Source organism: Aquitalea sp. S1-19 (assembly GCF_024343515.1).
The window spans coordinates 1-15,376 of the sequence record NZ_RJTZ01000083.1 but is presented as its reverse complement, the minus strand read 5'-3'; the positions used below and the strand labels follow the sequence as shown (position 1 = coordinate 15,376).

General features: G+C 58.9%; 15 protein-coding genes, 1 tRNA gene and 1 pseudogene. 8 read left to right on the top strand and 9 right to left on the bottom strand.

Features of this window, described 5'->3' with window-relative positions; genetic code table 11:
- The 5 genes and pseudogenes from EGI20_RS12665 to miaB form a co-directional block, all read right to left on the bottom strand.
- A pseudogene (locus EGI20_RS12665) lies at positions 1-339 on the bottom strand (apolipoprotein N-acyltransferase); the annotation flags it as partial.
- The gene (locus EGI20_RS12660) at positions 339-1,202 is read right to left on the bottom strand and encodes a CorC family transporter (protein ID WP_498631892.1); all 864 of its coding nucleotides are present in this window, start codon (positions 1,200-1,202) and stop codon (positions 339-341) included. The pseudogene EGI20_RS12665 and the gene EGI20_RS12660, both read right to left, overlap by 1 nt.
- Entirely contained in the window at positions 1,202-1,711 is a 510-nt protein-coding gene (gene ybeY / locus EGI20_RS12655; RefSeq protein WP_498631889.1) for an rRNA maturation RNase YbeY, read from the bottom strand. Before ybeY ends, EGI20_RS12660 begins: the two co-directional genes overlap by 1 nt.
- Complete coding sequence (locus EGI20_RS12650; RefSeq protein WP_498631887.1) at positions 1,692-2,663, bottom strand: PhoH family protein; 972 nt, start codon at positions 2,661-2,663, stop codon at positions 1,692-1,694. The genes ybeY and EGI20_RS12650 overlap by 20 nt, the downstream gene beginning before the upstream one ends.
- Before the next feature lie 78 nt (positions 2,664-2,741).
- Positions 2,742-4,076, bottom strand: a complete 1,335-nt coding sequence (gene miaB, locus EGI20_RS12645; RefSeq protein ID WP_498631885.1) for a tRNA (N6-isopentenyl adenosine(37)-C2)-methylthiotransferase MiaB — start codon at positions 4,074-4,076, stop codon at positions 2,742-2,744.
- A 482-nt stretch (positions 4,077-4,558) separates the two neighbouring features.
- On the opposite strand from miaB, the gene EGI20_RS12640 reads away from it, so the two are divergent.
- The 3 genes from EGI20_RS12640 (at position 4,559) to EGI20_RS12630 (ending at position 8,157) form a co-directional block, all read left to right on the top strand.
- Complete coding sequence (locus EGI20_RS12640; protein WP_160798003.1) at positions 4,559-5,203, top strand: helix-turn-helix transcriptional regulator; 645 nt, start codon at positions 4,559-4,561, stop codon at positions 5,201-5,203.
- A 65-nt stretch (positions 5,204-5,268) separates the two neighbouring features.
- On the top strand, positions 5,269-6,585 hold the full coding sequence (locus tag EGI20_RS12635) for a serine/threonine transporter (protein ID WP_498631883.1): 1,317 nt from the start codon (positions 5,269-5,271) through the stop codon (positions 6,583-6,585).
- Positions 6,586-6,771: 186 nt separating this feature from the next.
- Entirely contained in the window at positions 6,772-8,157 is a 1,386-nt protein-coding gene (locus EGI20_RS12630; RefSeq protein ID WP_498631881.1) for an L-serine ammonia-lyase, read from the top strand.
- A 94-nt stretch (positions 8,158-8,251) separates the two neighbouring features.
- On the opposite strand, the gene EGI20_RS12625 is transcribed toward EGI20_RS12630, so the two are convergent.
- The 4 genes from EGI20_RS12625 to EGI20_RS12610 all read right to left on the bottom strand — a co-directional run bounded on the left by EGI20_RS12625 (position 8,252) and on the right by EGI20_RS12610 (position 10,916).
- Positions 8,252-8,737, bottom strand: coding sequence for a GNAT family N-acetyltransferase (locus EGI20_RS12625; protein ID WP_498631879.1), 486 nt, complete (start codon positions 8,735-8,737; stop codon positions 8,252-8,254).
- 345 nt (positions 8,738-9,082) lie between these two features.
- On the bottom strand, positions 9,083-9,337 hold the full coding sequence (locus EGI20_RS12620) for a hypothetical protein (RefSeq protein WP_498631877.1): 255 nt from the start codon (positions 9,335-9,337) through the stop codon (positions 9,083-9,085).
- Between the two features lie 171 nt (positions 9,338-9,508).
- A tRNA-Met gene (locus tag EGI20_RS12615) sits at positions 9,509-9,585 on the bottom strand.
- Positions 9,586-9,761: 176 nt separating this feature from the next.
- On the bottom strand, positions 9,762-10,916 hold the full coding sequence (locus EGI20_RS12610) for a class I SAM-dependent methyltransferase (RefSeq protein WP_498631875.1): 1,155 nt from the start codon (positions 10,914-10,916) through the stop codon (positions 9,762-9,764).
- An 87-nt stretch (positions 10,917-11,003) separates the two neighbouring features.
- On the opposite strand from EGI20_RS12610, the gene EGI20_RS12605 reads away from it, so the two are divergent.
- The 5 genes from EGI20_RS12605 to EGI20_RS12585 form a co-directional block, all read left to right on the top strand.
- Positions 11,004-11,744 carry a pteridine reductase gene (locus tag EGI20_RS12605; protein WP_498631873.1) on the top strand — a complete coding sequence of 247 codons (741 nt, stop codon included), beginning with the start codon at positions 11,004-11,006 and terminating at the stop codon, positions 11,742-11,744.
- Between the two features lie 114 nt (positions 11,745-11,858).
- Complete coding sequence (gene ttcA, locus EGI20_RS12600; protein WP_124735744.1) at positions 11,859-12,812, top strand: tRNA 2-thiocytidine(32) synthetase TtcA; 954 nt, start codon at positions 11,859-11,861, stop codon at positions 12,810-12,812.
- Entirely contained in the window at positions 12,802-13,602 is an 801-nt protein-coding gene (locus tag EGI20_RS12595) for a polyamine aminopropyltransferase (protein ID WP_498631871.1), read from the top strand. Before ttcA ends, EGI20_RS12595 begins: the two co-directional genes overlap by 11 nt.
- A 163-nt stretch (positions 13,603-13,765) precedes the next feature.
- Positions 13,766-15,073 (top strand): nucleotide sugar dehydrogenase, encoded by a 1,308-nt coding sequence (locus EGI20_RS12590; protein ID WP_498631869.1) that lies wholly within the window; start codon positions 13,766-13,768, stop codon positions 15,071-15,073.
- A 2-nt stretch (positions 15,074-15,075) separates the two neighbouring features.
- A partial coding sequence (locus tag EGI20_RS12585; protein WP_498631867.1) for a Gfo/Idh/MocA family protein occupies positions 15,076-15,376 on the top strand: 301 nt, incomplete at its 3' end.

Sequence of the window (15,376 nt, the reverse complement as noted above, 5' to 3'; positions counted from 1 at the left end):
CCACGGCCTCTCACTCAGTCTGACGGCAAACAGCATGGCCAGCGCCGGGTATAGCGCGAGATAAGCGGGCAGCAGCAGTGTTGCCAGTGCCGCCGGCAAGGCCGGCAGCTGGGCGACATCATGGAGGCTGTTGTAGATCCAGTTGAAGTTGGCGGTATAAGCCGCCAATGCCCAACCATAGCCCAAGGCAAACGCGTGGCGCGGATGGCGTTCGACAAGTTCGGCCAGTATGGCCAGCAGCAGCGGCATCAGCCAGAACAGACGGTAGGGCGCGAAGGCAAATAGCGTGGCGGTGCCTGCCAGCAGGCAGGCAGCCAGATAGAAAAACTTCTTCGGCATCAGGCGTCCTGCTCGCTGCTGTCGTCATCGCCTTTGTCGCGCCGTGGCGCAACCACCAGCGTATGCAGGCGGCGGCTGTCGGCGCGCAAAATGGTAATGTCCAGCGGGCCCAGGGCGACTTTTTCGCCGCGCTTGGGCATATGCGCCATCGCGGTCAACACCAGTCCGCCCAGGGTATCGGCATCATCGTCGGAAAAGTCCGTGCCGAAGAAGGCGTTGATATCTTCGATTTCGGTTTGCGCCTTGACCCGGTAGCGCCGGCCGCGAATGGGGACGATATTGTCTTCGGCTTCATCGAAGTCGTATTCGTCTTCAATATCTCCGACGATCTGTTCGATGACGTCCTCGATGGTCACGAGGCCGGAGACGCTGCCGTATTCATCCACCACGATGGCCATATGATTGCGCGTGCTCTTGAAATCCTTGAGCAACACATTGAGCGGCTTGGACTCCGGGACAAACACCGCCTGGCGCAGGGTGTCGCGCAGATCGAACAGCTTGGGATTGTGGAAGTAGCGCAGCAAATCCTTGGCCAGCAGGATGCCGACAATATCGTCCTTGTCGTCATCAATCACCGGGAAACGCGAGTGGGCGGTGTCCATGACGAAGGGCAGGAACTGCTCGACCGGATCATCGACGCGCACGACATCCATCTGGCTGCGCGGCACCATCACGTCGCGCACCGTTTGTTCCGAAACATTGAGTACGCCTTCTATCATGGCCAGCGCGTCCGCATCCATCAGGTTGCGTTCGAATGCGGCATGTAGTTGGGCGAGCAGTTCTTCGCGGTCTTCAGGCTCATGGGTAAAACGGTTCAGGAGTCGTTCGAACCAGCTAGGTGACGGTTTGCCAGAGTCGTCCATCAGACGGATTTTTCCTCAAGATAAGGGTCGGGATATCCCAGCTTGGCCAGGATCAGGGTTTCCAGGGCTTCCATTGCATCGGCCTCGGCATCGTCTTCGTGGTCGAAGCCTTGCAGGTGCAACAGGCCATGTACGGTCAGATGGGCGTAATGCGCCAGCAGGTCTATGCCTTGTTCTGCCGCTTCTTTTTCGACGACCGGGGCGCATAGCACCAGGTCGCCGAACAGTGGCATGCCGGCTACGGTTTCGCCTTCATTCAGGGCGAAGGACAGGACATTGGTGGCGTAGTCTTTGCCACGGTAGTCGTGATTGAGCGCGCGGCCTTCATCGGCGTCGACGATCAGCACGCTGACTTCGGCGGCTTTGACGCCGGATTGCAGGGCGGCACGCGCCCAGCGTCCTAGTTCTTTGGTCGAGGGCAGGGTAGTAGCCGTGCTGCGCACATCCAGAGTCAGTTGCAGTCGCGCGGCAAGGCGGGCGAGCAGAGGGTTACGCTTGGCTTTTTTCATCGTTTGTCTGTTGGTAATGCTCGTAGGCGTCGACGATTTTCTGCACCAGCGGATGGCGCACAACGTCGTCGCTGTTGAAATGGTGGAAATGCAGGCCGCGCACATGGCCCAGAATCTGTTCCACTTCGACCAGCCCGCTTTTCTGGTGGCGGGCCAGATCGATCTGGGTGATGTCGCCGGTAATCACCGCGCGCGAGCCGAAGCCGATGCGGGTGAGGAACATCTTCATCTGTTCGGGTGTGGTGTTCTGCGCTTCGTCCAGGATGATAAAGGCGTTGTTGAGCGTGCGCCCGCGCATATAGGCGAGTGGCGCAATTTCGATCTGGCCTTTTTCCAGCATGCGCTCGACCCGCTCGCTGCCTATCAGGTCATAGAGCGCGTCGTATAGCGGGCGCAAATACGGATCGACCTTTTGCGCCAGATCACCGGGCAGAAAACCCAGCTTCTCGCCGGCTTCGACCGCCGGGCGCACCAGTACGATACGTTTGACCGCGTCGCGCTCGAAGGCATCGACGGCGCAGGCGACGGCCAGATAGGTCTTGCCGGTACCGGCAGGGCCGATGCCGAAACTGATGGTGTGCTCCAGCATGGCGCGGATATAGCCGACCTGGCGCGGAGTGCGCCCGCGCAGGTCGCCACGGCGGGTACGCAGGGCCGGCGAGCTATCGGTCTCGCTGCTGGCGACGGCCGGATTTTGCCTGAGTTCGACCAGACACAGTTGCACGTCTTCCAGTTCCAGTTCCCGCGCCTCGGCCAGCAGATAGAGCTGGGTGAGCGCGCTGGCGGCTTCGCGCGCACGCTCGCCCTGAATGCGCAGCTGCTCGCCACGGCGGGCGATACTGACATCCAGTGCGATTTCTATCTGTTTGAGATTGCTGTCCAGCGGACCGGTCAGGCGCGCCAGGCGGGCATTGTCGATCGGGTTGAAACTGAGCTGTTCGGCGTGGGGCATGGGGCGGTCGGGTCTCGGGTCTGGTGTCCGGCCATATCGGTGTGAACAGGCCGGACCATCATCATGCTTCTGATGGTATTACACCATTTGGGTGCTGACTACCTCGCCCACCAGTGAATGCGGGTGGGCCTCGGTGATGCGTACCTCGACCATCTGCCCCAGCAGATGCGGCTCCCCGACAAAATTGACCACCCGGTTGTTGCCGGTGCGGGCCGCCAGCATGCTGGCGTCGCGGCGCGAAACCGCTTCGACCAGTACCTGCTGGACAGTGCCCTGCATGGCCTGGTTGATGGCAAAGCCGGTGGCCTCGATTTCACGGTTCAGTGCCGCCAGGCGTCGCTGTTTCACTTCATAAGGCGTGTCGTCGGCCAGATTGGCGGCGGGCGTTCCCGGGCGCGGGCTGTAGATAAAGACAAAGCTGAAGTCGAAGGCCAGGTCCTTGACCAGCTTAAGCGTCGCCTCGAAGTCGGCGTCGGTTTCGCCGGGGAAGCCGACGATAAAGTCGGAGGACAGGCTGAGATCCGGACGCACGGCACGCAGCTTGCGGATGATGGATTTGTACTCAAGCGCGGTATAGCCGCGCTTCATCGCCATCAAAATACGGTCGGAACCGCTTTGCACCGGCAGGTGCAGATGGGAAACCAGCTTGGGCAGGCGCGCAAAGCAGTCGATGATGCGTTCGGTGAATTCGCGCGGATGGCTGGTGGTAAAGCGGATGCGCTCGACGCCCGGTATCTCGTGCACGAACTCCAGCAGCAGGGCAAAGTCGGCGATTTCGCCATCGGCCATCAGGCCGCGGTAGGCGTTGACGTTCTGTCCCAGCAGGGTGATTTCCTTCACCCCTTGCAGTGCCAGCCCGGCGATTTCGGTCAGCACGTCTTCGAACGGGCGCGAGACTTCCTCGCCACGGGTATAAGGCACCACGCAAAACGAGCAGTACTTGGAGCAGCCCTCCATGATGGACACGGCCGCCGCATGGCCGTCGACCTTGGCCGGCGGTATATGGTCGAACTTTTCGATCTCCGGGAAGGAAATGTCCACTTGTGATGTGCCGCTTTCTTGCCGGTTCTTGATCAGCTCCGGCAGGCGGTGCAGCGTTTGCGGACCGAACACCACATCTACATAGGGCGCGCGCTTGACGATGGTCGCGCCTTCCTGGCTCGCTACACAACCTCCCACGCCTATGATCAGGCCCGGTTTTTCCAGCTTGAGTTCGCGCACGCGCCCCAGGTCGGAAAACACTTTTTCCTGTGCCTTTTCCCGCACGCTGCAGGTATTGAACAGGATGATGTCCGCGTCTTCGGGCCGGTCGGTCTTGATTGTGGCCTCGTTGCCGGCGAGTACGTCCACCATCTTGTTGGAGTCGTATTCGTTCATCTGGCAGCCGAACGTCTTGATGTAAACCTTTTTCATGGTGTGCACGCTTGGAAATATGAAATGCCAGCGCGGACTCGTGGCCCGAGCGGGGTGGGCGGACGGTTTGGGCTGGCAAATGAAGATGTTGCGCGCGAGTGTACCACAGCCGGTACCGGCCGCGCTTGGGGCGGGTGGCTGCGGTGGGCTGGCGCTGAGGTAGCAATGGAGCTTAATGCTTTCTTCATCGCTGTTTGTTTGTTTTTATGTGTTTATGTTGTTTTTTGATCTTTTTGGCTGGTGTTCTGTTGCATTCGAGTGTCTGGGCAAGGAAAAATTCTTTGCACAGTGCGTTGCTGTATTCGGATGCGTGGCCGGTTTTCCCGATGAAAATCAATAGCTAGTCAGGACTAGTTTCTCTAAAAGCGACAAAATATTAGCAAAAGGTTGATTAGAATCATGTGATGTACGGATATGTGCTTGCAAAGTTCGTAAACGAAAGTAGAATTGCTGCAAATTTATTAGCGGAAGAAGTTTCTATCATGCGCGTTACGGTTGATTTGGCTGTTCTGGCGGATTTTCTGTCCCAAGTGCTGGGGCAGCGTACTGAAGTGGCAGTACACGACATGAGCGATCTTGATCAGTCGTTGTGCATCATCCGGAATCCTATTTCCGGTCGGGAGGTCGGTGCGCCGGCAACCGATATGGCTTTGCGTCTGCTGAATGAATTTCAGCGCGGGGATGGACCGTCGTTCCGGACTAATTATCCGGGCAAGCTGGTGGATGGGCAGCGTATGCGCTCTTCCAGCCTGTTGATCTGCGACGAGAAGGACAAAGCCCGCGCTATGGTTTGCCTGAATAGTAACGATCACGAATTACAGCGTGCAGTCGAGCTTTTGCAGGTGCACTTCCGTCGTGACCAAGATATGCACAGCGAAGAGTCCGCTGCCCACTCGGTGGAAAGCCTGGGTGACGACATTATCGGCAAGGTGATGGCCGCTTATCCGCCGCCTGCCGAACTGGGCAGTCAGCAGAAAAGAGCCATTGTCAGCGAGCTGGAGCACAAGGGGATTTTTCTGGTGAAGGGCTTTATTGCCAAAACCGCTCACTTGCTGCTGATTTCCGAGCCCACGCTGTATCGCTATCTGAAAGAAGCCACCCACGGCGACAGCTCGGCGACTGCCTGATTATTTAGCGGCCACATTTGTGGCTACCCAATTTGCCATTTGACTTGAAAGCAAGGAAGACAAGAATGTCTCAATCCAATGTTTATACCCCGGAAGCACCGGTAGAGGGTACGCAGGCCGCAGCTACCATGCCGGCCTGGACCCGTCATGACCGGACCTGGATGCTGGGCCTGTACGGGACGGCGATTGGTGCCGGTACCCTGTTCCTGCCTATCAATGCCGGTATTGGCGGCTTGTGGCCGCTGCTGGTGATGCTGGTGCTGGCATGGCCGCTGACCTATTTCGCCCACCGTGGCCTGAACCGCTTCGTGCTGTCCGGTTCGACCGGCGACATCACCGAAGTCGTGGAAGAGCATTTCGGCCTGACCGCTGGCAAGCTGATTACTCTGCTGTACTTCTTTGCCATCTACCCGATTCTGCTGGTGTACAGCGTGGCCATCACCAATACGGTGATGTCTTTCCTGACCAACCAGTTCGGCATCCAGCTGGGTACCGACATCGTGACCCGCGGCATCTTCGCGCTGTGCCTGATTCTGGCGCTGATGTCGGTGGTACGCCTGGGTGGTGAATTCATCGTCAAGGCGATGAGCATCCTGGTGTATCCATTTGTGGCTGCGCTGATGCTGTTGGCTGTCTACCTGATCCCGAACTGGAATACCTCGGTATTCGACCATGCCGGCAGCCTGAGCGATGCCGTGACCAGTGGTGCGTTCTGGAAAACCCTGTGGCTGGCGATTCCGGTGATGGTGTTCTCGTTCAACCACTCGCCTATCATCTCGTCGTTTGCCGTTGACCAGAAGAAGCTGCACCCAGGCTGCGAAGATATCGCATCCAACCGCACGCTGCGTCGCGCCCACATCATGATGGTGGTTTCGGTATTCTTCTTTGTGTTCAGCTGCGTATTCAGCCTGTCGCCTGCCGACCTGATGCAGGCCAAGGAACAGAACCTGTCCATCCTGTCGTATCTGGCTAACCACTTCCAGAACCCGGTGATTGCATGGGTGGCTCCGGTGATCGCTATCGTCGCGATTTCCAAGTCTTTCCTCGGTCACTATCTGGGTGCCAAGGAAGGCTTCAACGGCCTGGTGATCAAGGAGCTGCGTCAGCGTGGCAAGACCATCGAAACTGCCAAGCTGGACCGCTTTACTGCCGTATTCATGATCATCACCACCTGGCTGGTTGCTACGCTCAACCCTAGCATCCTGGGCATGATCGAAAACCTGGGTGGTCCGGTCATCGCCGTGCTGCTGTTCCTGATGCCGATGTACGCCATCTACAAAGTGCCTGCGATGAAGAAATACGCAGGTGTGGCAAGCAACTACTTTGTTGTTGCTATTGGTCTGATCGCTATCTCGGCCATCTTCTATTCGTTGGTGTTCTGATAAACCGGTGCCGCCTGTCTGATCGGGCGGTCCGCGTTCTGTTCCCGGTGCTGCCTCAAGGCGGCCGCCGGGAGCCTTCCAGCAGTTTCCAAAAGACATTTATCGATACGCTGCCCGGCCGGCTTGGCTGGTAGCGGGTACGGGTACCGCGCTCGCGCTGGTTCCGGTCAAATAAAAGGACTCATTATGTTCAGCATGGCGGATATCTACAAAATCGGCGTAGGCCCTTCCAGTTCGCACACCATCGGCCCGATGAAGGCCGGTCATATGTTTCTGGGTACGCTGAAAGAAACCGGGCACTTCAATCAGACAACTCGCATCAAGGTTGACTGTTTCGGCTCGCTGGCACTGACCGGCAAGGGGCATTGCACCGACCACGCCATTATTCTGGGTCTGGCCGGCAACCAGCCGGAAACCGTGGATCTGGACGCAGCTCCGGCCATCATTGCCGAAGTCGAAACGCACGGCCGCATCACGCTGGGGCGAACCCATCAGAGTGTGGCTTTTGCGCTGGAATTTCATAGCGACAATCTGCCGCGCCACGAGAACGGCATGCAGATTCATGCCTATATCGGTGACGAGCTGGCGCTGTCCAAAACCTATTACTCCATCGGTGGTGGCTTCATCGTGGACGACGAGCATTTCGAGCAGAACTCGTGCAGCGACACGCCGGTGCCGCACCACTTTCTGAGTGCTGCCGATCTGGTCGGGATGTGCGAAGAAAACGGCCTGCCTATCTCCAGTCTGGTGATGGAAAACGAACTGGCTTTCCATGACGAGCACGAGGTGCGCGCCCACTTTGCCCGCGTCTGGGATGTGATGAAGAGCAGTATGGAGCGCGGCATGCGCACCGAAGGCAATTTGCCGGGCCCTATGCGCATTCCACGTCGTGCACCAGCCTTGCATCGCAAGCTGACCGGCATGATGCAGGTGTCGCAGGATCCGATGAGTGTGCTGGACTGGGTCAATATGTATGCGATGGCGATGTCGGAAGAAAACGCAGCCGGTGGTCGCGTGGTGACTGCGCCAACTAACGGTGCCTGCGGTGTGGTGCCAGCAGTGATGGCTTACTACAACCACTTCATCCAGCCGCTGGACGACGATAGCTGCCTGCGTTTCTTCCTGTCGTCCGGTGCCATCGGTTGCCTGTTCAAGCTGAATGCTTCGATCTCCGGTGCTGAAGTGGGCTGTCAGGGTGAAATCGGCGTTGCTTGTGCCATGGCTGCAGCAGGTCTGGCCGAACTGATGGGTGCGAGCCCGGATCAGGTATGCATGGCAGCAGAAATTGCCATGGAGCACAATCTGGGCCTGACGTGCGATCCGGTTGCCGGTCAGGTGCAGATTCCTTGCATCGAGCGCAATGCCATTGCCGCGGTCAAGGCGATCAACGCCGCACGCATGGCTATGCACCGTACCAGCAGCCCCAAGGTGTCGCTGGACAAGGTCATTGCCGCGATGTACGCCACCGGCAAGGATATGGATGCCAAGTACCGCGAAACCTCGTGCGGCGGTCTGGCCTTGCAGATCACGGCAGGTGAGAAGCCTGTCGTTTGGGTCAAGAAGGCAGCCTGAGTACTTGCTTTGTAGCTGATCGGCTTAAAGCTCGGTCTACAAAAAACGCCACGCAAAATGCGTGGCGTTTTTATTTGTCTGCGGTCGAAATGGTTTAGCGCAGTGCGCGCAGCATGCCTTGTGCACCTTTGCCGTAGCAGGCCAGTTTGCCCGGACGTAAGGGGTAGGGCAAAAAGCCTTGGCGCTTCCAGTAGTGGTCCGCCCCCTGCACCGCTACCAGCCGGGCGCAGTTAAGACCGCTGCGCCGGGCATATTGCAGAACCTTTTCCATCAGGCGAGGGGCGAGGCCTTGGCCGCGTGCCGTCTTGCTTAGCGCCATATCGTGCAGGAATAAAGTATCGCAGTGCTCGGGCAGTGCCGGCAGCGGCGTATCCAGTGCAGGCGGTTGTTCTCCTTGCCATGGATGGGCAAACAGATAGCCATGTACGTGGCCGTCTTCTTCGGCCACCCAGCAGGTATCGGGAGACAGGCGCTGGCGCGAAGCCAGGGCGGCGCGGCTTTCGATCAGGTCATCGCGGTAGCATTGTGCTTGTACTGCAAGAACCGCATCGATATCGGTCGCGCGCATCGCGCGCAGCATGAGTCCGCCGGATGTGCGGGCGGTTTGAGTCTGGCTTGGCATGGTATGGGCAGTACGGTCAGTGCCGTGCCTGATATTTTGTATACAGTCAGTGCCGGATTGTCGCGATGCAGCATGGCTTCGTCAAGATGGGGGCTTGTGCCGGGTCGTGTTTGTGCCTGTTGCTTGAGAGGGCGACTTTCTATTTCTTTAGCTTCGACTGGGGTTTGGCTTGTGATGGCTGGCATATGGCCGATCTAGCCAGATCTAATGGCTTCAGGCATAAAGGCCAAACCCCCGACAGGTCGGGGGTTTGGCTATGGTCTTGAAATCCACGAGAAGAGTGCGCGTGATGGTGTGTCCGCTTTAGTTGCTTTGATAGTCCTGCGGATTGGCCTTGATGATCTCGCCTGCTGCCGCATCCTGTGCGGCGCGTTCGGCATCGCTTAGTACAGGGGCTTGATAAAGCCCCTGATTGTGGCGTGCGTGGAAGTTGTCTGCTCCTCCTCCGTTACGTTCACGGAGGGAGGAGGTGTGATGGCTGCTACTGTCGTCTGCAAAAACCTGACTGCCGGTGATAGCCAGTGTTGCGGCGAGTAGCAGGGAGGGGAGGTGTCGCATGTGGTTCTCCTTGTCTACCGTTTGCGAATGGCGCCTGCCAGCCCGTGGGCTGGCAGGCGCTAGCAATTAAGACAGGCCGCAGCGGACTTGGTTCTTCTGGATAGGGGTGTTGGCTGAAGCGGGAATGAAAAAAGCCGCTATCCCGAAGGAAGCGGCTTTTTTCTGAATGGGTGGTGGCGAATCAGGGACTCGAACCCCGGACCTGCGGATTATGATTCCGTCGCTCTAACCAACTGAGCTAATTCGCCACGCGGTCACTTCGCTGCTGTGTTTCTGTGTCGCGTCGAAGTGGGGCGAACTATACCGGCCCCCCTTTTTCCTGTCAACACCTTTTGCGAAGAAAAATGCAATTCATGCTGCGCTTCCGCCTTTTGTCGTGATTTGCGTGGCGATAAATTGCCATAAATTCAAAGTCTTGGGTGATTTATAGCGTGTGGCAGCGATCGCCCTGTATCAGGCCGCTCCAGTCTATGCTGATGCCGCGACCGAAACCGATGACCTTGAATAGTTCGCCCATTTCTGCCGGTGAGCACAGTTTTTGTACGGCGGCAGACTGCGGTACGTAGTGGCGTACGTCTTCCGGGTCGAGCAAGGCCAGTTCGTCAGTGATGCCTGCGTTGAGCAGGAACTGGGCCTGGCTGGTATAGCCGATCAGATCCAGTCCGGCTGCCAGGCCGGTTTCGGCGATAGCGGTGAAGTCGACATGGCAGGTCAGGTCCATCAGGCCGGGCAGGTAGAAAGGGTCGGTCATGGTGTGGTGGCGGTAGTGGCCGATCAGGGTGCCCATATGGCGCTGCGGATGGTAGTACTCATGTGCCGGGAAGCCGTAGTCGATAAACAGCAAGGCGCCGCGTGTCAGGCGTTCGCCCAGTGTGCGGATAAAGGCGCGGTTGGCCAGGCTGATTTCACTGCAGTAGCCTGCGATGGCGGGAATCAGGCTCTGTGCAAGCTCGGTCAGGGTCGCATCCTGCAGCGCTCGCTCGGCCAGCACAAACTGGCCGTCTTTCAGGCTGACACCGCGCTGGCTGACGCTCTGGCCATTGTGCAGTAGCAGCTCGCACGGCATGGCATCCAGCACTTCGTTGCCGATTACGATGCCATCCAGCGTGTCCGGCAGTGTGCTTAACCACGTTACCTTGTCCAGCAAATGCGGCAGGCGCTCGCGCAGCAGGGTTTGTTGCCGCTCGATCAGGTCGGCCGACAAGTCAATGATCACATAGCGTGCAGGCAGGGCATCCAGCTGCTCCAGCTTTTGCAGGATGTCGGCGGCAAGCTTGCCGGTGCCGGCACCGAACTCGTAGATGACGCCGGCGGTTTGCGGCAGGAGTTCTGCGATTTGCCGCGCCAGTGTTGCGCCGAATAGCGCGCTCATTTCCGGTGCGGTGGTGAAGTCGCCGGCGGCGCCCAGTTTGGCACTGCCGGCCGCGTAGTAGCCGAGGCCTGGCGCGTACAGGGCCAGTTCCATATAACGCGAGAATGGAATCCAGCCGTCGGCGGCGGCTATTTCGGCGGCAATGTGTTGTGACAGTGCCTGGCTGGTGGCTAGGGCTTCGGCGCTGGCTTGGGGAAGGCTGGTCATAATGGGCAATCCTGTTCAATATAGCGGGATTGTCGGTCAATCCCGCGTGCATGAGAAGGGTGTGGCCATGAATCAAGGGGCGCAGGAATGGATACCAAGGTTGTGCTGATTACCGGCGCGGCGCGGCGGGTGGGGGCGGGGATTGCCCGTCACCTGCATGCGCGCGGTGCCTCTTTGCTGCTGCATTATCACCACTCGGAAGCCGATGCCTGGCATTTGGCGGGGGAGCTCAATGCCAAGCGTCCGGGTTCGGTGCAGCTGGCGCAGGCCGATTTGCTGGATACCGCCCGCTTGCCGGCGCTGGTTGAGGCGGCTATCTCGGCTTTCGGCCATCTGGACGGGCTGGTGAATAATGCATCCGGTTTTTACCCGACAGCGGTGGGTGCCATCGAAGAAGCAGACTGGGACAGCCTGATGGGCTCCAACCTTAAGGCACCGCTGTTTCTGGCTCAGGCCGCGCTGCCTTATCTGCGCCAGAGCTCGGGCGCCATTGTCGGCATTGTCGATATTCATGCCGAGCGTCCGATGCCGCGTCATGTGGTGTATAGCCTGGCCAAGGCCGGCCATGCCCAGCTGATCCGTTCGCTGGCGCTGGAGCTGGCACCGCATGTGCGGGTGAATGGCGTGTCACCGGGGGTCAATCTGTGGCCGGAGACCGATCTGTCGTTTGATAGTGCCGAGCGCCGCGAGATCGAAAGCCGCATTCCCTTGGCGCGCACCGGTGTGCCGGATGACATCGCGCGGGCTGTGGGTTTTTTGCTGTTTGACGCAAGCTATGTCACCGGTCAGATTCTGGCAGTTGATGGCGGGCGCAGCATCGTGCTGTAAGCGGGCAGGGGGCACTGGCGTTTCTGCCTGCGCCCATCTTGGTGCGCAGAGGTGGCGTGAGGGGGGCGTTTGGCGGTAAAATCGCCGGCTTTTCAGTCCCTTAGCCCTACCCTCATGCCCGAACATATCGCCGTTGCCGACAAGAAAGCCGAAAAGGCCGCCTACGAGGGCAACAAGCTCACCAAGCGTTTGCGCCACCATGTGGGTGACGCGATCAACGATTTCAATATGATAGAGGCGGGCGACCGGGTGATGGTCTGCCTGTCCGGCGGCAAGGACAGTTTTGCCCTGCTCGACATCCTGCTGGGCTTGCAAAAATCGGCCCCCATCGATTTTTCCATCGTAGCGGTCAATCTCGACCAGAAGCAGCCGGGCTTTCCCGAGCATGTGCTGCCGGCCTATCTCGAATCCATCGGTGTCGAGTACCGCATCGTCGAGGAAGACACCTACTCCATCGTGAAGCGGGTGATTCCGGAGGGCAAGACCACGTGCAGTCTGTGTTCGCGCCTGCGCCGTGGCGTGCTGTACCGTGTGGCCGAAGAGCTGGGCGCGACCAAGATTGCGTTGGGCCACCACCGTGACGATATGCTGCACACCCTGTTCCTCAACATGTTCTATGGCGGCAAGCTCAAGTCCATGCCGCCCAAGCTGGTGTCGGATAACGGCAAGCATATGGTGATCCGTCCGCTGGCCTATTGCCGTGAGAAGGATCTGGAGCGCTATGCCGAGCTGCGCGCCTTCCCCATCATTCCGTGTAATCTGTGCGGCTCGCAGCCTAATCTGCAGCGCCAGGTGGTCAAGGAAATGGTCAACGACTGGGATAAGCGCTTTCCGGGCCGGGTCGAGACCATGTTTACCGCCATGCAAAATGTGGTGCCTTCGCATCTGGCGGATGCCAAGCTGTTCGACTTTGCCGGCCTGAAAGTGGGGGATGCGCTGGCCGAGGGCGATACCGCTTTTGACAAGGAAGAGTTTACCGATCCGCGTCCGCTGGACGAAGACGGCAAGCCGCGCCGGGCTTTCAGTATTCTCGACTCGCGGGCCAAGGAGAATGCTTGTGGCGGGTAAGGCATGCCATCCCTTCCGCCGCCGCGTGCGTGCGGCCATCGACGAGATGCCGGAAGTGGAAATTTCCGAGTCGGGCAATATCCGCTCGCTGCATCTGGGGTCGGAGACGGTGCAAAGTTCGATGAATCTGGACGAACCGGCGGATCTGGTGCTGAGCTACACCCGCGCGATGATGGGTTTTCTGCTGTTTGGCGAAGAGCCGCAGCACATCCTGCAGATCGGCCTGGGCGGCGGTTCGATTACCCGCTTTATCGACGAGTATCTGCCCAATGCCCGCTCGCTGGTGGTCGAGATCAACCCGCAGGTGATCGCGGTGGCGCGTGCCTTTTTCCAGATGCCGGAAGAGGGCGAGTATTTTGAGATCATCGAGGCCGATGGCGCTGACTATGTGAAGATTTTCCGCGAGTCGACCGACGCCATTCTGGTCGACGGTTTTGATGGCGTGCAGATTGTCGACGCGCTGACGACCGAAGACTTCTTTATGGATTGCCGGCGGGCATTGTCGCCCAATGGGGTGTTTGTCGCCAACTGGTGGAGTGGCGACAAGCGCTATCAGGCTTTCCTCGAGCGCCTGCTGGATGTGTTCGAAGGGCGGGTGATCGAGCTGCCATCGGCCAGTCATGGCAATGTGGCGGTGATGGCTTTCCGTCAGAGCCCGCATCCTGTGAGCTGGGATGCGCTGGAGTTTCGCGCCGACCAGCTCGAGTGCCGCTACGGCATCGAATTCGGCGACTTCGTGCGCCGCATCAAGGAAAGCAATCTGCATTCTGCCGGGCGCTTGCTGATATAAGACGTCGCCAGCCTTGTTGTTTCCAGCCCCGCGCACTCGTCGCGGGGCTTTGTGTATCTGATACCGTGCGCAATAAGCGCGTATAATCTCGCGTTTTAAAGCAGGCAGCCGAGCGAGGCTATTCGCTGCCTGCAGGCTGGTTTACGTCTTTCCGGGGTTTCTCGTGCACAAACAACAGTTTCTCTCGCGCATCGCCGACAAGTCGGCGGTTATCGGTATCGTGGGGCTGGGCTATGTCGGCCTGCCTTTGATGCTGCGTTTTGCCGAAGTCGGCTATAAAGTCATCGGTTACGACATTGATCAGGGCAAGGTTGACGCCCTGATGAACGGTCAAAGCTATATCGAACATATCCCGGCGACCAGTATTCAGGGGGCGCTGCTGGATGGTTTCGAGGCCACCTCCGATTTTGTCCGTGCCTCAGAGGCCGATGCGCTGATCCTGTGCGTGCCGACCCCGCTGAATAAATACCGCGAGCCTGACCTTTCCTTCGTGATCAATACCATCGATTCGCTGGTGCCTTATTTGCGCGCCGGGCAGCTGGTGTCGCTGGAGTCGACCACGTATCCGGGCACCACCGACGAAGAATTGCTGCCGCGTATCGAGTCGCGCGGCTTCACGGTTGGCGAAGACGCCTTCCTGGTGTTTTCGCCCGAACGTGAAGACCCGGGTAATCCGGACTTCACCACCCGCACCATTCCCAAGGTTTGCGGCGGCGTGACCCCGGCCTGTCAGGAAATTGGCGTGGCGCTGTATGGCACGGTAATCGACCAGGTGGTGCCGGTGTCCAGCACCCGTGCGGCTGAAATGACCAAGCTGCTGGAAAACATTCACCGTGCGGTGAACATCGGTCTGGTGAACGAAATGAAGATCGTCGCCGACAAGATGGACATTGATATTCACGAAGTGATCCGTGCAGCCGCGACCAAGCCGTTCGGTTTCGTGCCCTACTATCCGGGCCCGGGTCTGGGCGGGCACTGCATCCCGATCGATCCCTTCTATCTGACCTGGAAGGCGCGCGAGTATGGCGTCAATACCCGCTTTATCGAGCTGGCCGGCGAAGTGAACTCCGGCATGCCGGACTGGGTGGTAGCCAAGGTGGCCTCCGCGCTCAATAGCCGCAAAAAGGCGATCAATGGCAGCCGCGTGCTGGTGCTGGGCATTGCCTACAAGAAAAACGTCGACGATATGCGCGAAAGCCCATCGGTGTTCCTGATGGAAAAACTGCGCGATCTGGGCGCCGAGATCAGCTACAGCGACCCGCATGTGCCGGTATTCCCCAAGATGCGCGAGCACCACTTCGAGCTCTCCAGCGTAACGCTGACGCCGGAAGTTGTTGCCGGCTACGACTGCGTGCTGCTGGCGACCGATCATGACCGTTTCGACTACGCCATGCTCAAGGAACACGCCCAGCTGATTATCGACAGTCGCGGCAAGTTCCTCGACCCCGCCGACCATATCGTCAAGGCCTGATCATGCACGCATACGAAACCATTACCGATCGCAAGATCCGTTTTGCCCTGGTTGGCTGCGGCCGCATTGCGCAAAACCATTTTGCTTCGCTGGAACAGCACGCCGACAGGGCCGAGATCGTCGATGTGTGCGATATCCGCCCCGAGGCGCTGCAAGCGGCCGTGACGCGCACCGGCGCGCGCGGCCATGCCGATTTGAAAAGCCTGCTCTCCAGCAGCAATGCCGACATCGTCATTCTGACCACACCGTCCGGCCTGCATCCGGCGCAGAGCATAGACTGCTCGGAAGCCGGTTTTCACGTGA